This is a genomic window from Mycolicibacterium sp. P4_G11, assembly GCF_056555145.1.
The window spans coordinates 58,954-76,888 of the sequence record NZ_JBFUJW010000011.1; the positions used below are offsets into that span (position 1 = coordinate 58,954).

The window sequence follows — 17,935 nt, forward strand, 5'->3', positions numbered from 1 at the left end:
GGTTCATCATCAGGCTCTGCCGAAGCGTCGGTTGCGATTGACGTATTCCTCGCACGCGGCCCACAGGTCGCGACGGTCGTAGTCCGGCCAGAGCTTGTCCTGGAAGACGTACTCCGCATACGCCGCCTGCCACAGCATGAAGTTGCTGGCGCGCTGCTCGCCCGAGGTGCGGATGAACAGGTCGACGTCAGGAATGTCGGGGCGGTGCAGGTGCTTGGCGACCGACGCCTCCGTGATCCGGCTCGGGTTGATCTTGCCCGCGGCCGCCTGCTCGGCGAGTTCGCGTGCGGCTTCGACGATCTCGGTGCGCCCGCCGTAGTTCACGCAGTAGTTGACGGTGATGACGTCGTTGCCGACCGTCATCTGCTCGGCGATGTCGAACTCCTTGATGACGCTGCTCCACATGCGCGGCCGGGACCCGACCCAGCGCATGTTGACGCCCATCGCGTTGAGGTTCTCCCGGCGGCGGCGCACCACCTCGCGGTTGAAGCCCATCAGGAAGCGCACCTCTTCGGTGCTGCGCTTCCAGTTCTCGGTGGAGAACGCGTACACCGACAGGTGCTTGATGCCCAGTTCGATGGCTCCGCAGGTGATGTCGATCAGCACCGCCTCGCCCATCTTGTGGCCTTCGGTCCGCCCGAGCCCGCGCTGGGTGGCCCACCGGCCGTTGCCGTCCATCACGACGGCGACGTGGTTGGGCACCTGGTCGGCGGGAATCTGCGGGGCCACGGCCTTGGACGGGTGCTGCGGCGGCCGGGCGAAGCGCCCATTGGACCTCGGTGGGAGCTCCGGAAAGACCACCGGCCAGGTCGAAACGTCCGGGAAAATCGGATAGTCGTCAGGCGCCTGCGGCAGCTGCGGATAGCTGATCTTGCGCGCCCGGTTGAGTGCCATGGGCAATATCCTGCCTGAGGAGGGTTACTCGCTGTTCAATGAGTGCGGTATCGGGGCGGTAGACGCGCTCGACCAGAGGCAATGTCCGCAGCTGACGCTCCAGATGCCACTGCAGGTGCGCGGCCACCAAGCCGCTGGCCTGGGTGCGATGCCCCGCCGGTGAGTCCTGCGCAAACTCCCAGTCGCCGTCGTGCAGCGCGGCCATCAGATCCAGCACACCCTGAGGTGGGGTGACCGATCCCGACGGCCGGCAGTGCACGCACACGCTGCCGCCGGCCGCGACGTGGAACGCCCGGTGCGGACCGGGTGCGGCGCAGCGGGCGCATTCGGTGATGGCCGGCGCCCAGCCGGCGATCCCCATGGCCCGCAGCAGATAGGCGTCGAGCACCAGTTCACGGGGCCTGCTGCCGTCGGCGACGGCCCGCAGCGCACCAACGGTGAGCCGCTGCAGCGCCGGCATCGGGTTGCGTTCCTCACCGGACAGCCGTTCCGCGGTCTCCAGGATGGCGCAGCCGGAGGTGTAGCGACCGTAGTCGTTGACGATGTCGGTGGCGAACGCGTCGATCGACACCACCTGGGTGACGATGTCGAGGTTGCGGCCGGGGTGCAGCTGCACGTCGATGTGGGCGAACGGCTCCAGCCGCGAGCCGAACTTGCTGCGGGTCCGGCGCACGCCCTTGGCCACCGCGCGGACCAGCCCGTGGTCGCGGGTGAGCAGCGTCACGATCCGGTCGGCCTCGCCGAGCTTGTGCTGGCGCAGCACGACCGCTCGATCCCGGTACAACCGCATCGGGAGATTGTCCCATCGCGGACCGACAACTTCGGTTAGGCAGCGCCGGGCGAGTGCCCAATCTATTCTCGGAATCGCCATGGCCAGCCTTCCGAAACCATCCACTCCGCCCCGATTCCCGACCCTGACCCAGCAGTTGTACCGGCTCGCGAGCGGCGCGGTGACGTCCCAGCAGATCGTGCAGCAGTCGCTCGATGCCATCGCCGCCAGCCAGCTCGAGCTGAACGCGTTCCGGGTGGTCTTCACCGAACAGGCACTGGCCGACGCCGCCGAAGCAGACCGCAAACGCGCTGCCGGACAACACCTTCCACTTCTCGGTGTACCCATCGCGATCAAGGACGACGTCGACGTCGCGGGCGTGCCCACCCGGTTCGGCACCGACGGCACGGTACGTCCGGCCACCGCGGACGCCGAAGTCGTCCGCCGGCTGAAGGCGGCCGGCGCGGTGATCGTCGGCAAGACCAACACCTGCGAGCTGGGCCAATGGCCGTTCACCAGCGGCCCCGGATTCGGGCACACCCGCAACCCCTGGTCCCGCGGGCACACCCCGGGTGGGTCGTCGGGCGGCAGCGCCGCGGCCGTCGCCGCCGGATTGGTCACCGCCGCAATCGGATCCGACGGTGCGGGCAGCGTCCGCATCCCCGCCGCCTGGACCCATCTGGTCGGCATCAAGCCGCAACGCGGACGGATCTCCACCTGGCCGCTGCCGGAGGCCTTCAACGGCATCACGGTCAACGGGGTGCTGGCCCGCACGGTGGCCGACGCCGCGCTGCTCCTCGACGCCGTCTCCGGCAATGCCGACGGTGATCTCCACAAGCCGCCGCCCATCGAGGCGGCCGAGGCCGTCGGGCGGGCGCCGGGTCCTCTGCGCGTCGCGCTGTCGACCAAGTTTCCGTTCACCCTGTTCCCGGCCCGGCTGCATCCGGAGATCCGGGCCGCACTGAACAACGTTGCGGGACAACTGGAAGAACTCGGACACACGGTCCGGCCGGACGACCCGGAATACGGGCTGCAACTGTCCGTGGATTTCCTGGCCCGCTCCACCTCCGGACTTGCCGAATGGCGCGACCGCGTCGGACCCGGGGTCGCTCTGGACCGTCGCACCCGCAGCAACATCCGGACCGGTTGGCTGCTGTCGGAGCACGCGCTCCGGGAGGCACGGCGGCGGGAAAAGTCCCTTCAGCGCCGGATCGGCTGGATTTTCAACCTCTTCGACGTGGTGCTGGCACCGACCACCGCGCTGCCGCCGCCGCTGATCGACGCCTTCGACCGCCTCGGCAGCACCGCCACCGACCGCGCCATCATCGCGGCCTGCCCGGTGTGTTGGCCATGGAACGCGCTCGGCTGGCCGTCGATCAACATCCCGGCCGGCTTCACCACCGACGGGCTGCCCATCGGCGTGCAGCTGATGGGTCCGGAGGGCAGCGAACCGCTGCTGATCTCCCTGGCCGCCAGCCTCGAAGCGATCAGCGGCTGGGCCACCAAGCAGCCCGACAACTGGTGGGCCAGCTAGAAGCCAAGCTTGCCAAGCTGTTTCGGGTCGCGCTGCCAGTTCTTGGCGATCTTCACCCGCAGGTTCAGATACACCTTCGTGCCGAGCAGCTTCTCGATCTGGGTGCGCGCCGCGGTGCCGACCTCACGCAGCCGCGAGCCGCCCTTGCCGATCACGATGCCCTTCTGGCTGTCACGCTCGACATAGATGATGGCGTGGATGTCGCACATCTCGCCCTGTTCGGCGGTGCGGCCTTCGCGCTCGGTGAACTCGTCGATGACCACCGCCAGCGAGTGCGGCAGCTCGTCGCGGACGCCTTCCAGCGCGGCCTCGCGGATGAGCTCGGCGATGAGTACTTCTTCGGGTTCGTCGGTGAGTTCGCCGTCCGGGTAGAAGGCAGGCCCCGGCGGCAACTTGCTCGCCAGCACGTCGATCAGCACGTCGACCTGTTCTCCGGCCACCGCGGAAACCGGGACGATCTCGGCAGTGCCCTCGGTGAGCTCGCTGACCGCCATCAGCTGCGCGGCCACCTTGTCGCGCGGCACCTTGTCGGTCTTGGTGACGACCACCAGCAACGTGGTTCGCGGTGCGACAGTGCGGATCTGCTGATAGATCCAGCGGTCGCCGGGCCCGATGGCCTCGTCTGCCGGGATGCACAGGCAGATGATGTCGACCTCGGAGTAGGTGTCCTTGACCAGTTCGTTGAGTCGCTGGCCGAGCAGCGTGCGCGGCCGGTGCAGGCCCGGCGTGTCCACCAGGATGATCTGGAAGTTCTCGCGGTGCACGATGCCGCGGATGGTGTGCCGCGTGGTCTGCGGCCGATTCGACGTGATCGCGACCTTGGTGCCGACGAGCGCGTTGGTCAGCGTCGACTTGCCGGTGTTCGGCCGGCCGACCAAACAGACGAAGCCGGAATGGAATTCGTCACTCATCAGGTTCTCCTTCTTCAACAGCATCGGGCGCGGCGGATCGTTTCGGCTCGACGGGCTTCACCAGCACGGTGCCGACGCGGACCCGGCCACGATGGTCGCGCCCGCCCTCGGCCCGCAACTGGAGGTAACGGACGTCCTGCGAGCGATGCGACGGAAAGGACACCCGCACCTTGACCCCCGGCAGTGGCACGCGCCCCAGCTCGTGCGCGAGCAACCCGCCGACGGTGTCCACGTCCAGGTCGTCATCGACCTCGAAGCCGTACAGTTCGGCCAGGTCTTCCAACGGGAGACGGGCGGACACCCGAAACTTGTTGTTGCCCAATTCCTCTACCGGCAGCACTTCGTCGGTGTCGTATTCGTCGGCGATCTCGCCGACGATCTCCTCGAGCACGTCCTCGATGGACACCAGACCGGCGATCGCGCCGTACTCGTCGACCAGCAGCGCCATGTGGTTGCGGGTGCGCTGCATCTCGTTGAGCAGCTCATCGAGCGGCTTGGAGTCCGGCACGAACACCGCGGGACGCATCACTTCGGCGACCTTGGTCCCGCGACCGCCGTTGGTGGAGTTGTACGTCCGCTCCACCAGGTCTTTGAGGTAGACGACGCCGACGACGTCGTCGACGTTCTCCCCGATCACCGGGATGCGGGAGTGCCCGCTGCGCACCGCCAGCGAGGTTGCCTGGCCGGCCGACTTGTCGCTTTCGATCCACACCATCTCGGTGCGGGGCACCATGACCTCGCGCGCGGGGGTGTCACCAAGTTCGAAGACGGACTTGATCATTCGCCGTTCTTCGGCGGCCACGACGCCACGCTGCTGCGCGAGATCGACGACCTCGAGCAGCTCGATTTCCGACGCGAAGGGTCCGTTGCGGAAGCCCCGGCCCGGAGTCAGGGCGTTACCGATGAGCACCAGCAGTCGGCTGATGGGGGTCAGCAGTGCCGAAATGAACTGCAGCGGAAGCGCCGACAGCAGTGAGATGGAATAGGCGTTCTGCCGCCCCACGGTGCGCGGGCCGACACCGATACCCACGAAGCTGACGACCACCATGATGGCCGCGGCGGATACCAACGCCCAACCCCGCGTCATCAGATCGTCGAGGTAGTCCACCAACAGGACGGTCGCCGACGCCTCGCAGATAACCCGCAGCAGCACAACGAGATTGACGTACTGTGGCCGGTCTCGGATGATCTTCGCCAGCCGCACCGCACCGGGGCGCTCATCGCGGATCAGCTCATCGACGCGCGCGATGGAGACGGTGTTGATGGCGGCATCGATCGCCGCGAACAGCCCGCCGACGACGACGAGCACGATGGCGCCGATCAGCGGCGTCAATCCGGTCACGGCTCGTCGAAGTACCGCGACTTGTCGAGCAGCCTGCGGTCTTTCTCGGTCTGCCGATCCTGGTGGTAGGCGTGCACCTGGTCGGCAACCCACTCTTCGAGCAGCTGGCGCTGCAGGTCGAACATCTCTTTTTCTTCGTCGGGCTCGGCGTGGTCGTAGCCCAGCAGGTGCAGCACGCCGTGCACGGTCAGCAGCGCCAGCTCGTGGCCCAGCGAATGTCCGGCGGCCTCAGCCTGATTCGCGGCGAACTCCGGACACAACACGATGTCGCCGAGCATCGAGGGCCCCGGCTCGGGCGCATCCGGACGGCCGCCGGGCTCGAGCTCGTCCATGGGAAAGCTCATCACATCGGTGGGGCCGGGCAGGTCCATCCAGCGCATGTGCAGATCGGCCATGGCCGACTGGTCCACCAGGACCATCGAGAGTTCAGCGGCCGGGTTCACGTCCATCTTGGAGATGACGAACCGCGCCACACTGATCAGCTCGTCTTCGGATACGTCGATCCCCGACTCGTTGGAAACCTCGACCGTCACTCCGTCACCGCCTCGTCCGGCCGGTGGATCGGCGGTGTGAACGGTTGGCCAGACCGTGCTCGCTCACTTTGGCTTCCGCTGCTTCATACGCGTCGACGATTTCCGCAACCAGCTTGTGGCGCACCACATCCGCACTGGTGAGTTCGGCGATGTGGATGTCCTCGATGCCGTCGAGGACCTCGACGGCCGTCCGCAGCCCCGACCTCGATCCGCCCGGCAGATCGACCTGAGTGACGTCACCGGTCACGACGATCTTGGACCCAAAACCCAAGCGGGTCAGGAACATCTTCATCTGTTCGGCGGTGGTGTTCTGCGCCTCGTCGAGGATGATGAAGGCGTCATTCAACGTCCTCCCCCTCATATATGCCAGCGGCGCAACCTCGATCACCCCGGCTGCCATCAGCTTCGGGATCATCTCGGCGTCCATCATGTCGTGCAGCGCGTCGTACAGCGGCCGCAGATAGGGGTCGATCTTCTCGTTCAGGGTGCCCGGCAGGAAGCCGAGCCGCTCCCCCGCTTCGACGGCGGGACGCGTCAGGATGATCCGGCTGACCTGCTTGGTCTGTAGAGCGCTGACGGCCTTGGCCATTGCCAGATAGGTCTTGCCGGTACCGGCGGGGCCGATGCCGAAGACGATGGTGTGGGCGTCGATCGCGTCGACGTACCGCTTCTGGTTGAGCGTCTTGGGCCGAATCGTCTTGCCGCGCCGCGACAGGATGTCCAGCGTGAGTACCTGCGCGGGCGACTCGGTGTCGGCACCGTCGAGCATTCCCACGCTGCGGCGCACGACGTCCGGGGTCAGCGACTGCCCGCCGGCGGCGATCGCGATCAGCTCACTGACGACGCGCTCGGCCATCGCCACTTCAGCGGGCCGGCCGGATATCGACAGCGAATTGCCGCGGACGTGGATGTCGGCCGCCAGCAGGTTCTCCAGGGCACGCAGATTCTCGTCGGCCGAGCCGAGCAGGCCCACCACAAGATCAGGCGGAACAGTGATGCTGCTTCGAACCGACGGGTCGAGCTCCGAGGAGCGCGACGAGGCGGCGTTCGTATCGCGGGGCGTCACGTGGTTTTCGATGCCTGCTTTCTTGGGTCGAGCTGAGAAGCACATTCTACCGCCGGGCCGATGGCACGCCCAATGAGTTGGCTGGTCACGCAACCGCGGGCGGTACCTTTCCGGTACCGCCCGCGGGGCCTGAGTAGTTGTGGTCGCCGATTACCGACTCTGGTGGACGTTGGTGTCGACCTTGGGCGACTTGGCGCCCTGGTGGACGTCATCCAGCCAGTTCAGGTGATCAACTCCCGTCGGCACCATCGTTGCCTGCACTCCTGTCGGTGCCGGGCCGGTGGCTGCTACGGCGGGAACGGCGAACCCCATGGCACCGGCGACCAATCCGCCGGCGATAACTGCTGCAATTCCGAAATTCTTCATGGTGAGTTCCCCTTCACGTCTTCTGTCCGTCTTTGTCGCCTTGCGGCCTGTGCCGCTGTGACATTTATGTAAACAGGCAGGTCAAGGGATTAATTCCGCTGGCAGGAAATTATTGTTTCCTGGCAGGAATTGCTGTGCCCCAGGCCACACGATCCGGCCCGTCCGGTCGCGCCGCGGAGTTCCGAATTAGCGCAATGGAGGGGCTGGGGCCGCTGTTAGGCTCGATTTCACCGGCGAGGGTCCGCCGGGGCGATGAGAAATCGGGGAGGGTTTCTGCATGGGTCGGCATAACCGTCACGGCGGTCACGGCGGATCGCATGATTCGCCGAGCACCCGCCGCCCGCGTCACGACGACGAGCCCACGGTGCGCATCCCCCGGCCACATCACAATGATCGCAACGACCACAATCCGCGGCGCCACGACGATCACGACGGCAACTCACACCGGCGCGGCGACCACGACGGCGGTGACACCCCCAGCCTCGGCGAGAAGATCAACGACATCCTCGACAAGGCCAACGATGTCCTCGACACCGCCACCGACATCGCGGACAACGTCAAGAAGCTGATGGAAGGCGACCCGATGGGCGTCGTCGGGCTGCTCAGCGACGCGGGCGACGTCGCCAAGATGCTGATGCCCGAGGCCGCGGCGACCCCCATCATCGAGGGCGGACTGTTCGCGTTGGACCTCGCAGGACTCGGCTTCGGCATCGGCGATCCCGACGTCGGCGGATCATTCTCCGACGGCGCCGAGCTCTTCCAGGCCGCGGGCGACGGACTCAGCGGCGCCTATCCCAACGCGTGGCACGGCACCGGCTCGTCTGCGTACTCCAACCGGAACGCCGAGCAGATCGGCAGCGCCGAACAGTTGCTGCAGGCCGACAATCTCGTCGTCGAAATCCTGAGCGCCGAAGCCGATCAGGTGGTCGCCGGCCGCGAGCAGATGGACAACATCGCTACCGGCCTCGGCGCGATGATCCCCGTCTGCCTGGCGCTGGAGGCGACGGTCATCGGCGCCCCCGAGTCGCTGGCGCTTCAGGCCGCGTCCGTCGCCGTCGCCGCAGCGGCCTCCGCCCTGGTGATGAACAACATGATGGCGCAATCATCAAGTAACGCATCGAAACTGAGCCAGGCGACGAGCATGTACCAGAGCGCGTCGCACGCTCCGCCGCTGAGCACCATGCCGCCGCCCGCGAAAAAGCCGGGCGACGGACCAGATTTCGGCAACAGCGATCCCAATGCGCCGGGCAACCCGAACCAGCCGGGAAATCCGCCGGGAACGAATTCGCCGTACGGCCCGCCGACGGGCAATCCACCCAGTTCCGGCAATCCGACCGGTACGGGTACCGGCACGGGCACGGGTTCCGGTGGCGGCGGCAGCGGTTCCGGCGGCGGTTCGGGCTCCGGTGGCGGTGGCGCTACGCCAAGCATGCCGAAGATGCCTGAAATGCCCACGGCCCCAGCGGCATCGGGTGCGGGCACCGGCGCGGGCGCCGGCATGGGCGGTATGCCGTCCCTGCCGCAAATGGGCGGCGGCTCCGGCAGCGGAGGCGGCGGTCTCCTCGGTACTCTCGCCGGCCTCGCAGGACAGGCCGCGCAAACCGCGACGCAGGCCGCTCAGGCTGCGCAGCAGGGCAAGCAGGATCCGAACGCCCAGGATCCGAACGCACCCGGTGCGGACAAAGACGGAGACGGCAAGCCCGACGATCCGGCCGCCGACCCCAATGCCCAACCCGCGGAAGAGAATCCGCCGGGCGCCGCAGCCGGGACCGACTCCCCCGCGGGACGTGCACCCATCCAGGTGTCGTTCGACGACGGTACCCATCACGTCGAGGTGGCCGTCGATCCCGACACCGCCAAAGGCCCTGTCCACGTGAGCCTCGACCCGGCGAATCCGACTGCGCCACCGCGCATCACGACCGAAATCTAGTTCTTAGCAAAGGAGCAACACATGAGCAGCAAGCTCAGCGTCGAGACCTCAGAGTTGCGAGAGCTCTCCACCAAACAAGACGACGCTGCCGCCACGTTCAGCGCAGCGGGCAACACCACGTCGTACGTCGAGGTCAAGGTGCTCGCGACCCACGGGCCGCTGTGCATGTCGACGCAATCAGCCCTGAGCGCCGCGAACAACGCACGCAAGGCTGCCTGCGAGCAGATGATGAACAAGTCGCGCGACCTGGCCTCGAAGCTGACCACGGCCGCATCGCAATACGACCAGACGGATGCGCAGGAAGGCTCCAACCTCGGCAAGCAGATGCAGATCTGATCGATGTCAGACCATTCTTGGGACGACCACGACGACGAGCATCTCGCCGAACCCGAGGACTCGCTCGACTTTTTCGCCACCGACAGCGGTGACGACGCCGACCCGGAGGACTCGGGCCTGGATCTGTTCGCGGCGTCGGACGACGAAGCACCCGGCGCGGCAGCTGAGACCGACTCGTACGCGGCCGCGATGGAGCAAGCAGTCCCCCCGGTAGCGGACGCCGACGAAGATCAGGGCGACGAAGGTCCGCGGGTGGTGGTGTTCGCCGTGTCCGATCCCGCGGGCAACGTCACCGCCGAGGCGTCGATCGCCGGATCGATCCAGCGGATCAAGCTGGCCCCCAAGGCCGCATCGGTGACCGAGGCCGAGCTCGCTCGCAGCATCTTGGCGACCGCGAAGCTCGCGAACATGAAGGGCCGCGCGGTGCAACGCGCCCTCATGGAAGGCGTCCTCGCGGCCGAAGGGCTGGACGCGGATCGCGTCGAGACCATCATCGAGGCCAACGCACCCGACCTGCCGACAGCGAGACAAGCCGACGACGCGGTCGCCGATGCCCAGGCGGCATACCTCCGCGGTGAGCATTGATCGTCGATGCAGCGGCCCTGGACGAATACGGTTGGGTGGCTTAGATGTTCGGTGGACTCACTGACTTCCTGACCGACGTCGGACGCGGCGCGGCAAACGTCGTGAGCGGCGTCGACCACGTCGTCGATGAGGCTGGCCACGCTTTCGCCGAGGGCGTACAGACCTACACCCACACCCTCGGTGAGGTCGGCGAGAGTGTCCTCGATGGCGGCGAGAACCTGGTCGAAGGTCTGGTCGACGGGGTCAAAGACATCGTCGGGGCCGAACTCGGACTCCTCGGTGACGTCAACACCGCGATCATGGACGGCGTCATGGCGGTCGGCGGACTGGTTGCCGACGCGGCCGACATGGCCGGCAAGTTGTTCCAGATGGCGTCGTTCGAGACGCCGATCATTGCGCGTGGCCTGCAGGACCTCGACAAGATGTCCAAGCAGCTGGGGACGGGTGCACCCGAGAACGGAGAGTCCTTCACCAAGGGTGCGACCGAATTGAATTCGGGCGCCACGGCTCTCGGCCAGGCGGTGCCCGGAGACAGTTGGTCTGGCAGCGGTGCCGACGCCTACTCGACGAAGAACAAGACCCAGATCGCGCAGACCAACGCCATCGCCAAGACCGACAGTGCCGTAGCGAAAATCCTTGCCCGAGAAGCACAGCAGCTCGCCACCGCCCGCAAACAGCTGAACGCGATCTCTACGATGCTGTCCCTGGCCATCCCGGGGGCGGTGATGTCGCTGCACATGGGCGACCTCGTGGGGTGGCAGGTCAAGCAGATCACCGCGGTCAACCTCGCGATGGCGGCGGCCGGCCAGGTCATGAGCACGATGACGGCCCACGCCGCCACCAACGCAGCCGAAATGACCACGGCAGCAAGCGGTTACCAGACGGTGGCGACGGCCACGACGGCTCAGACCCCGACCCCGCCCACCCCGCCCCCGGGCAACACTCCCCGCACCACTCCGGGATCCACGCCCGGCGGCAACCCCGGTACAGGTGGAAACCAGGGCGGTGGCGGCGGGAACTCGGGCGGTGGCGGTGGAAGCTCCGGCGGAGGTGGGTCACCCAGCGCACCCACGATGCCCGAAATGCCCAGCACCACAGGTGCATCCGGCGGGTCCGGCGGCGGGTCCCCGACCGGTGGCATGCCGCCCTCGGGTGGCTCGCCCTCAGGCGGCGGGTCCCCCTCCGGGGGCGGCGGCAGCGGAGCCGGCAGCGGGCTCGGCTCCCTGGGCCAACTGATCGGTCAGGCGATCCAGGCCGCTCAGGAGAAGAAGGACGACAAGACCAAAGAGGGCGAAGAGGGCCCGGCCGACGAAAAGGTCAAGGACGGCAAGGACAAAGAGGGCGAGGCGGACAAGCCTGGCGAGGAGTCGAAGGACCCGGCCGCCGCGCCCGAGGGCGCTGCCGCAGCCGACGGCGCCGCAGGACGCGCGCCGATCCACGTCTCGGTGGACGACGGCGTCCGCCGCGTAGAGTTCGACGTCCAGCCCGAGCAGGCCCAGGGCACTGTCCACGTCAGCCTGGATCCGGCCAATCTGGCTGCGCCGCCCCGCATCACCACCGAGACCTAAACCCGAGAGGACTGCATCATGACCAACCTGAAAGTCATCCCGGGCAAGCTGCGGGAGCTGTCCGGCAAGCAGAGCGAAGCCGCCGCGCACTACCCCACCGCGAGCAGCGCCACCGCAGGCGCGGCCGCCAAGGTGACGTCGACGCACGGCACCATCTGCTCGGCGACGGCCACCGCCGTGACCACTGCCACGACCGCGCGCGCCACCGCATGCACCAACCTCCAGCGGATGGTGACGCAGACCGCCGAAGACCTGATGACCGCTGCCGGCCAGTATGAGCGGGCTGACGCCCAAGGCGGCGAGAACATCAACCGCACCCCGATGCCGCGCTGATCGACATGCCCGGTGACTGGGATGACCCCGACGAGGACGACGCCGGCTGGCCCGACGAAGACCAGGCCGAAACTGCTTGGGTGCCAACGCAGTATGACGAGCCGGTACGCGAGGACCGCTGGCTGCCCGGCGACGACGGCGACCAGCAGCCGCAGCTAGCGCAATACGAGCAGCCGGCGCCGGACACCACCCCGGTCCCCGCTGTCCCGGTCTGGGTGAACGTCTCCAATCCGGCCGGTTCGGTCACGGTGCAGGCCAGCACCGGTGGGCGTATCCAGCGCGTGGCGCTCTCCCCCGAAGTCGCCCGCATGCCGGAATCACAACTCGCGCACCAGATTCTGACCACCGCCAGGCTGGCCAATCTGAAAGGCCGGGCGGTGCAGCACCTGTTGGTCGAACAGATGCTCACCTATCAGGGCCTGGATCGGGCTGCGGCCCGCGACTACATCGATCAGCAGATGCAGCTGCCGACGCCCGAACAGTCACTGGCAGCCGAGGCCGAAGCGCGCGCCCGGTACCTGCGCGGCGAGTACTAGACCTGCCAGCGCGGCGTCAGCACGCCCAAGGCGCCCAACGCGACCGCGGCCGCGGTCGACGTCCGCAGCACCGATGGCCCCAGGCGAACGGCGATCGCGCCGGCGGCAACCAGCGCCGCCACCTCGCCGTCGGTGATGCCGCCTTCCGGTCCGACGATCAGCGTCACAGCCGCAGTGGACGGCGAAATGACTTCGCGCAGAGCCACTTCCGCCGACTCGTGCAGGACCAGGGTGACGCCGGTACCGATCGAGGCGACCAACTCGGCGGTCGATACCGGGCCGCTGACCGACGGTACATACGGCCGCCGCGACTGCCGCGCCGCCGACCGGGCGACCGCACCCCAGCGGCGTAAACCCTTCTCCACCTTGGTCGCACCGTCCCAGCGCGCGACGCACCGCTCGGACTGCCATGCCACGAAAGCGTCGGCGCCGGCCTCGGTGGCCAGTTCGATGGCCAGCTCGGAACGTTCTGATTTGGGCAGGGCCTGCACCACGGTCACGGTCGGCGCCGGGGCCGGGACCTCGGTGACCGACAGCACCCGCGCCGTCAGCCGGCCCTTCACCGCGTCCTCGATCACGCAGTGCGCCAACGTCCCTGCCCCGTCGGACAGGTCGAGTTCCTCGCCGGGACGGATGCGTCGCACCGTCGCCGCGTGGAATCCCTCGTCGCCGTCGACGACGGCAAGCCCGCCGACCTCCGGTACCGCGTCGACGTAGAACAGCGCCCGGCTCACCAGCAGCCCCGAAGGCTAACGGCCGCTGAAGGTTTCGCGCAGGCGGCTGAACAGTCCGCCGCCGCCGCCGGCGACGGACTGCGTGGACCGCACCTCGGTGACGTCCCGGGTCCGCTGCTCCTTGAACTTGCGCAGCAGGTCCAGATCCCGGTTGTCCAGGCGGGACGGCACCACCACGTCGATGTGCGCGTGCAGGTTGCCCCGGACCCCGGACCGCAGGTGCGGCATGCCGTGGCCGCGCAGCGTGGTGATCGAACCGGGCTGGGTACCCGGCGCGATGGTGATCTCGGTCGGCCCGTCGAGGATGGCGTCGACGCTGACAGTGGTGCCCAGCGCGGCGTCGACCATCGGCACCGAGACGGTGCAGTGCAGGTCGTCGCCGTCCCGGAGGAACAGCTCGTGCGCCTGCTCGTGCACCTCGACGTACAGGTCGCCGGCGGGTCCACCGCCCGGGCCGACCTCGCCCTGGGCCGCCAGGCGCACCCGCATGCCCTCACCGACACCGGCCGGAATCTTGACGCTGACGTCGCGCCGCGCGCGGACGCGGCCGTCGCCGCCGCAGCGGTGGCACGGGTCGGGAATGACCTCACCGACACCGCCACACACCGGGCAGGGACGCGACGTCATCACGTTGCCGAGCAGCGACCGCTGGACCGTCTGCACCTCACCCTGACCGTGGCAGGTATCACACCGGGCCGGCTGGGAATTGCCGTGCGTGCCCTTGCCCTGGCACAGGTCGCACAGCACAGCGGTGTCGACGGTGACCTGCTTGGTGACACCCGTCGCACATTCCTCGAGGTCCAGCCGCAGGCGCAGCAGCGAGTCCGAGCCTGGGCGCACCCGGCCGATCGGACCGCGCGAGGACGCACCGCCGCCGAAGAACGCCTCGAAGACGTCGCCGAGACCGCCGAAACCGGCGAAGCCCCCGGCACCACCGCCGCCTCCGGCGCTCCCCATGGGGTCACCACCGAGGTCGACGATGCGCCGCTTCTCCGGGTCGCTGAGGACCTCGTAGGCGGTGCTGATCTCGGCGAACCGTGCCTGTGCGCCCTCATCGGGATTGACGTCGGGGTGCAGCTCCCGGGCCAGCCTGCGATAGGCCTTCTTGATCTCCGAGTCGCTGGCGCCTTTGCTCACGCCGAGCAGGCTGTAGTAATCGCGTGCCACGCCTAAGAACCTTGCCTAATCTCTCGAACCGCTGTGCACCCTCACCGGGTGCCCAGGACCTCGCCTATGTACCGGGCAACGGCCGCGACGTTGGCGATGGTCCCCGGATAGTCCATCCGGGTAGGACCGACCACGCCCATACCGCCGTAAACCTTGCCCAAGCTGCCGTAGGCGGTGCTCACGACTGACGTCCCTGCCATCTGCTCGGCCTCGGTTTCATGGCCGATGCGTACCGTGACTTTACCTGCCTCCTGCTGGGCAGCCAGCAACCGCAGGACCACGACCTGCTCCTCCAGTGCCTCGAGCACCGACCGCAGGGACCCACCGAAATCGGCCGTGTTGCGCGTCAGGTTGGCGGTACCGCCGAGCAACAGCCGCTCCTCCTGGTGCTCGACCAGGGTCTCGACCAGCACCGTCGCCGCGCGGCCCACTGCGTCGCCCAGGCCGCCGTGACCGTCCATCTGCGATGCCAGGTCGGCCACCGCGATCGACGCGGCCGACAGCAGTTTGCCTTCCAGCGCCGCGCCCAGTCGCTCCCGCAGCTGGCCCAGCTCATGCTCACCGATGGAGTCGCCGAGTTCGACAACCCGCTGGTCAACCCGTCCGGTATCGGTGATGACGACCAGCAGCAGCCTGGCCGGGGTCAGCGCGACGACCTCCAGGTGGCGCACCGTGGACCGCGACAGCGTCGGGTACTGCACGATGGCGACCTGCCGGGTCAGCTGCGCCAGCAGCCGCACCGCGCGGCGCAGCACGTCGTCCAGGTCGACCCCGGACTCCAGGAAAGTCAGGATGGCGCGGCGCTCACCGGACGACAGCGGCTTGACGTCGTCGATCCGGTCGACGAACTCGCGATAGCCCTTCTCCGTGGGCACCCGGCCCGAGCTGGTGTGCGGCTGGGTGATGTAGCCCTCGGCCTCCAGGACAGCCATGTCGTTGCGCACCGTGGCGCTCGAAACGCCCAGGTTGTGACGCTCGACGAGCGTCTTGGAGCCGATGGGCTCCTTGGTGGAAACGAAGTCGGCAACGATGGCGCGCAGCACCTCAAAGCGACGGTCGTCGGCACTTCCCATTCGCTACCTCCGGATTCCCTGCCATTTTACGGTGACGATGGATTTGGGCGGGCGTCAGAGGCCATCTGGTGGTTGGATGCCTCGGCAAACCCCGAGTCGACCCGCTAGGGTCAGGTGTATGCCGACGTTGTCACCGCGGACCCGTTCGGCTCACGGGGAGCTTGCGGAGTGATCTACTCATGATTTTCAAAGGGGTACGCGACGGAAAGCCCTACCCGGAACATGGGCTGAGCTACCGCGAATGGGCCCAGATTCCACCGCGGCAGCTGCGTCTCGACGAAATCGTCACCACAACGACGGTGCTCGCCCTGGACCGGCTGCTGTCCGAGGACTCGACCTTCTACGGCGATCTGTTCCCGCATGCCGTGCGCTGGCAGGGCACCATCTACCTCGAAGACGGCCTGCACCGTGCTGTGCGCTCCGCGTTGCGGAACCGCGTGGTGCTGCACGCCCGGGTGTACGACATGGATGTGCCACTGTCGCAGCAGATTTCGCCGACCGGCGTGTGAGCTCGCGCTAGCGCAGGTACATACCGGCCAGCACGATGAGCACCAACGCGACGAGCGCGATCCCCATGCACATCAACGCCGTGACGACTCGATCGCGGGCGCTGCCGCCCAGCCGGTAGGTGCCGCGAAACAGCAGGGACATTCCGATGCTGGCGGCCCGCCAGCCCGTCGAATTGCCGTTGGCCGGCTCGGCCTGCTGCGGGTGGCCGTAGGGCTGTTGGTACCCGTACGGCTGCGGGTAGCCCGGCTGCGCGTACGGGTACGGGTACTGCTGCTGCGGATTCGGATGGCCCTGCGGCGGCGGATACGGCCCCGGCGGTGGTTGTTGCTGCGGATACCGAGGATCCGGATACGTCATTGCTGCACTCCCCCTGGTCAGCTTTGGCTATCGCGACTCTACTCGGGCCCTCGAGCGTGGGGGTTGGCGCGGAAAATCGTCGGGTGAATTCAAGGGCCTAGTGCAACAGCGGGTGGATCGGACGGGTTGGACAGTAGTTCGTCGAGTCGCTGGGCGGGTGTCTTCCAGTCGAGGGTTTTGCGTGGCCGGTTGTTGAGTTTGGCTGCGACGTAGTCGAGGTAGTCCTCGGGGAACACCGATAGGTCGGTGCCTTTAGGGAACCATTGACGCAGAAGACCGTTGGTGTTTTCGTTGGTGCCGCGCTGCCAGGGTGAGTGCGGGTCACAGAAGTAGATATCCAGGTCGATGGCGTCGGTGATCTGGGCGTGGTTGGCCATTTCTTTGCCCTGATCCCAAGTCAGGGTTTTGCGGAGCAGAGCCGGCAGCTGGGGCATTTTGGCGACGATCGCGTTCTGCAGCGCTTCGGCGGTGTGGTTGTCGGGCAGGTGCAGCAGCATCGCGTACCGGGTGGACCGTTCCACCAATGTCCCGATCGCCGATCCTGATTCGGTGCTGCCCAGGATCAGGTCGCCCTCCCAGTGGCCAGGAACAGCCCGGTCGAGGGCTTCGGCGGGCCGTTCACTGAGGTGAACCATGCCCGGGATGCGTCCGCGGCGTTCCCCGGGCCGGCGCCGCGGGTGGCGTAAGGCCCGGCCGGTGCGCAAGCACGTGTGCAGTTCCCGGCGTAGGTTGCCTTTGCCTTGCACGTAGATCGACTGGTAGATCGTCTCGTGGGACACCCGCATCTCCAGGTCGTCGGGAAACTCCATCATCAGCTGCCGGGCGATCTGCTCGGGGCTGTGAAAGTCCGTCAACCAAGTCTGCACCTGAGCATGCAGGCGGCCGTTGGTGGCTAGCTTGCGCGGGTGGCGGCGCCGGGCGTTGCGTTGTGCGCGGCCTTGGGCGGCGCTGGGGAAATAATGCGGTCGCCGCAACGGCCCGCCGCGCCATGGGGCGCCGAACCGGAACTGCGGGCGGTACTTGTTGCGGCCGTCGGAGCTGTTGCGTTTGATTTCCCGGCTGATCGTCGACGGTGCCCGGCCCAATCGCGTAGCGATGGAACGGATCGGTTCCTGCGCCGCTACCGCAAGACCGATCTGTTCACGTTCAGCGAAGGTCAGCCGGGTGTATTTCCTTGGCGCCGAGTCGATCTTGGGTTTCACCCCGCCAGCTTTGACAAACCACGCCCATCCCGTGCCCGGCGACACGCCAGCAGCGACCGCGGCGGCATCGATCGACGGCTCACAACTGACACGGGACCAGAACAGGCGGACCACCGAAGGTGAAGGACCAGGACGCATGAAACAACTCCCCAGGCGAGAGCTGTTGCACTAGACCCTTGAACGGAAGTC

General features: G+C 67.5%; 20 protein-coding genes. 8 read left to right on the forward strand and 12 right to left on the reverse strand.

The window, feature by feature from the left end; genetic code table 11:
* Nucleotides 1–9 precede the first annotated feature (9 nt).
* Entirely contained in the window at nucleotides 10–894 is an 885-nt protein-coding gene (locus AC1U2B_RS23290; RefSeq protein ID WP_480218650.1) for a decaprenyl diphosphate synthase, read from the reverse strand.
* The gene (gene recO, locus AC1U2B_RS23295; RefSeq protein ID WP_043394116.1) at nucleotides 839–1,684 is read right to left on the reverse strand and encodes a DNA repair protein RecO; all 846 of its coding nucleotides are present in this window, start codon (nucleotides 1,682–1,684) and stop codon (nucleotides 839–841) included. The genes AC1U2B_RS23290 and recO overlap by 56 nt, the downstream gene beginning before the upstream one ends.
* A gap of 79 nt (nucleotides 1,685–1,763) precedes the next feature.
* Here recO and AC1U2B_RS23300 point away from each other — a divergent pair, with 79 nt between their 5' ends.
* Nucleotides 1,764–3,197 (forward strand): amidase, encoded by a 1,434-nt coding sequence (locus tag AC1U2B_RS23300; RefSeq protein ID WP_480218651.1) that lies wholly within the window; start codon nucleotides 1,764–1,766, stop codon nucleotides 3,195–3,197.
* On the opposite strand, the gene era is transcribed toward AC1U2B_RS23300, so the two are convergent.
* From era to AC1U2B_RS23325, 5 genes are all read right to left on the reverse strand, one after another.
* On the reverse strand, nucleotides 3,194–4,111 hold the full coding sequence (gene era, locus AC1U2B_RS23305) for a GTPase Era (RefSeq protein ID WP_260971659.1): 918 nt from the start codon (nucleotides 4,109–4,111) through the stop codon (nucleotides 3,194–3,196). The genes AC1U2B_RS23300 and era overlap by 4 nt on opposite strands.
* Nucleotides 4,101–5,450, reverse strand: coding sequence for a hemolysin family protein (locus AC1U2B_RS23310; protein WP_480218652.1), 1,350 nt, complete (start codon nucleotides 5,448–5,450; stop codon nucleotides 4,101–4,103). The genes era and AC1U2B_RS23310 overlap by 11 nt, the downstream gene beginning before the upstream one ends.
* Nucleotides 5,447–5,983, reverse strand: a complete 537-nt coding sequence (gene ybeY / locus AC1U2B_RS23315; protein ID WP_043394124.1) for an rRNA maturation RNase YbeY — start codon at nucleotides 5,981–5,983, stop codon at nucleotides 5,447–5,449. The genes AC1U2B_RS23310 and ybeY overlap by 4 nt, the downstream gene beginning before the upstream one ends.
* Before the next feature lie 4 nt (nucleotides 5,984–5,987).
* Entirely contained in the window at nucleotides 5,988–7,049 is a 1,062-nt protein-coding gene (locus AC1U2B_RS23320) for a PhoH family protein (RefSeq protein WP_480218653.1), read from the reverse strand.
* 150 nt (nucleotides 7,050–7,199) lie between these two features.
* Entirely contained in the window at nucleotides 7,200–7,415 is a 216-nt protein-coding gene (locus AC1U2B_RS23325; RefSeq protein WP_043394126.1) for a hypothetical protein, read from the reverse strand.
* 277 nt (nucleotides 7,416–7,692) lie between these two features.
* On the opposite strand from AC1U2B_RS23325, the gene AC1U2B_RS23330 reads away from it, so the two are divergent.
* From AC1U2B_RS23330 to AC1U2B_RS23355, 6 genes are read left to right on the forward strand one after another with little or no spacing between them, the layout of a single operon-like run.
* Nucleotides 7,693–9,345 (forward strand): EspA/EspE family type VII secretion system effector, encoded by a 1,653-nt coding sequence (locus AC1U2B_RS23330; RefSeq protein WP_480218654.1) that lies wholly within the window; start codon nucleotides 7,693–7,695, stop codon nucleotides 9,343–9,345.
* Nucleotides 9,346–9,366: 21 nt separating this feature from the next.
* Nucleotides 9,367–9,681: an ESX-1 secretion-associated protein gene (locus tag AC1U2B_RS23335; RefSeq protein WP_043394130.1), complete on the forward strand. Its 315-nt coding sequence runs from the start codon at nucleotides 9,367–9,369 to the stop codon at nucleotides 9,679–9,681.
* Nucleotides 9,682–9,684: 3 nt separating this feature from the next.
* Nucleotides 9,685–10,266, forward strand: a complete 582-nt coding sequence (locus tag AC1U2B_RS23340) for a hypothetical protein (RefSeq protein WP_480218655.1) — start codon at nucleotides 9,685–9,687, stop codon at nucleotides 10,264–10,266.
* Between the two features lie 44 nt (nucleotides 10,267–10,310).
* Nucleotides 10,311–11,834, forward strand: coding sequence for an EspA/EspE family type VII secretion system effector (locus AC1U2B_RS23345; RefSeq protein WP_480218656.1), 1,524 nt, complete (start codon nucleotides 10,311–10,313; stop codon nucleotides 11,832–11,834).
* Nucleotides 11,835–11,852: 18 nt separating this feature from the next.
* Nucleotides 11,853–12,167, forward strand: coding sequence for a type VII secretion target (locus AC1U2B_RS23350; protein ID WP_418002766.1), 315 nt, complete (start codon nucleotides 11,853–11,855; stop codon nucleotides 12,165–12,167).
* 5 nt (nucleotides 12,168–12,172) lie between these two features.
* Nucleotides 12,173–12,703: a hypothetical protein gene (locus AC1U2B_RS23355; protein ID WP_480218657.1), complete on the forward strand. Its 531-nt coding sequence runs from the start codon at nucleotides 12,173–12,175 to the stop codon at nucleotides 12,701–12,703.
* On the opposite strand, the gene AC1U2B_RS23360 is transcribed toward AC1U2B_RS23355, so the two are convergent.
* Genes AC1U2B_RS23360 through hrcA form a run of 3 tightly spaced genes read right to left on the reverse strand, consistent with a single transcriptional unit; the run spans nucleotide 12,700 to nucleotide 15,677 of the window.
* The gene (locus AC1U2B_RS23360) at nucleotides 12,700–13,437 is read right to left on the reverse strand and encodes a 16S rRNA (uracil(1498)-N(3))-methyltransferase (RefSeq protein ID WP_480218658.1); all 738 of its coding nucleotides are present in this window, start codon (nucleotides 13,435–13,437) and stop codon (nucleotides 12,700–12,702) included. The two genes, AC1U2B_RS23355 and AC1U2B_RS23360, sit on opposite strands and share 4 nt — an antisense overlap.
* A 15-nt stretch (nucleotides 13,438–13,452) precedes the next feature.
* Nucleotides 13,453–14,604 (reverse strand): molecular chaperone DnaJ, encoded by a 1,152-nt coding sequence (gene dnaJ, locus AC1U2B_RS23365; protein ID WP_043394137.1) that lies wholly within the window; start codon nucleotides 14,602–14,604, stop codon nucleotides 13,453–13,455.
* Between the two features lie 41 nt (nucleotides 14,605–14,645).
* Nucleotides 14,646–15,677, reverse strand: coding sequence for a heat-inducible transcriptional repressor HrcA (gene hrcA / locus AC1U2B_RS23370; RefSeq protein WP_480218659.1), 1,032 nt, complete (start codon nucleotides 15,675–15,677; stop codon nucleotides 14,646–14,648).
* 179 nt (nucleotides 15,678–15,856) lie between these two features.
* On the opposite strand from hrcA, the gene AC1U2B_RS23375 reads away from it, so the two are divergent.
* Nucleotides 15,857–16,186 carry a type II toxin-antitoxin system VapB family antitoxin gene (locus AC1U2B_RS23375; RefSeq protein ID WP_043394140.1) on the forward strand — a complete coding sequence of 110 codons (330 nt, stop codon included), beginning with the start codon at nucleotides 15,857–15,859 and terminating at the stop codon, nucleotides 16,184–16,186.
* Between the two features lie 7 nt (nucleotides 16,187–16,193).
* Here AC1U2B_RS23375 and AC1U2B_RS23380 read toward each other — a convergent pair whose 3' ends face one another.
* Both AC1U2B_RS23380 and AC1U2B_RS23385 read right to left on the reverse strand, forming a co-directional pair.
* On the reverse strand, nucleotides 16,194–16,544 hold the full coding sequence (locus AC1U2B_RS23380) for a hypothetical protein (protein WP_480218660.1): 351 nt from the start codon (nucleotides 16,542–16,544) through the stop codon (nucleotides 16,194–16,196).
* Between the two features lie 89 nt (nucleotides 16,545–16,633).
* Nucleotides 16,634–17,884, reverse strand: a complete 1,251-nt coding sequence (locus tag AC1U2B_RS23385; protein ID WP_480218661.1) for an IS30 family transposase — start codon at nucleotides 17,882–17,884, stop codon at nucleotides 16,634–16,636.
* Nucleotides 17,885–17,935: the final 51 nt, after the last annotated feature.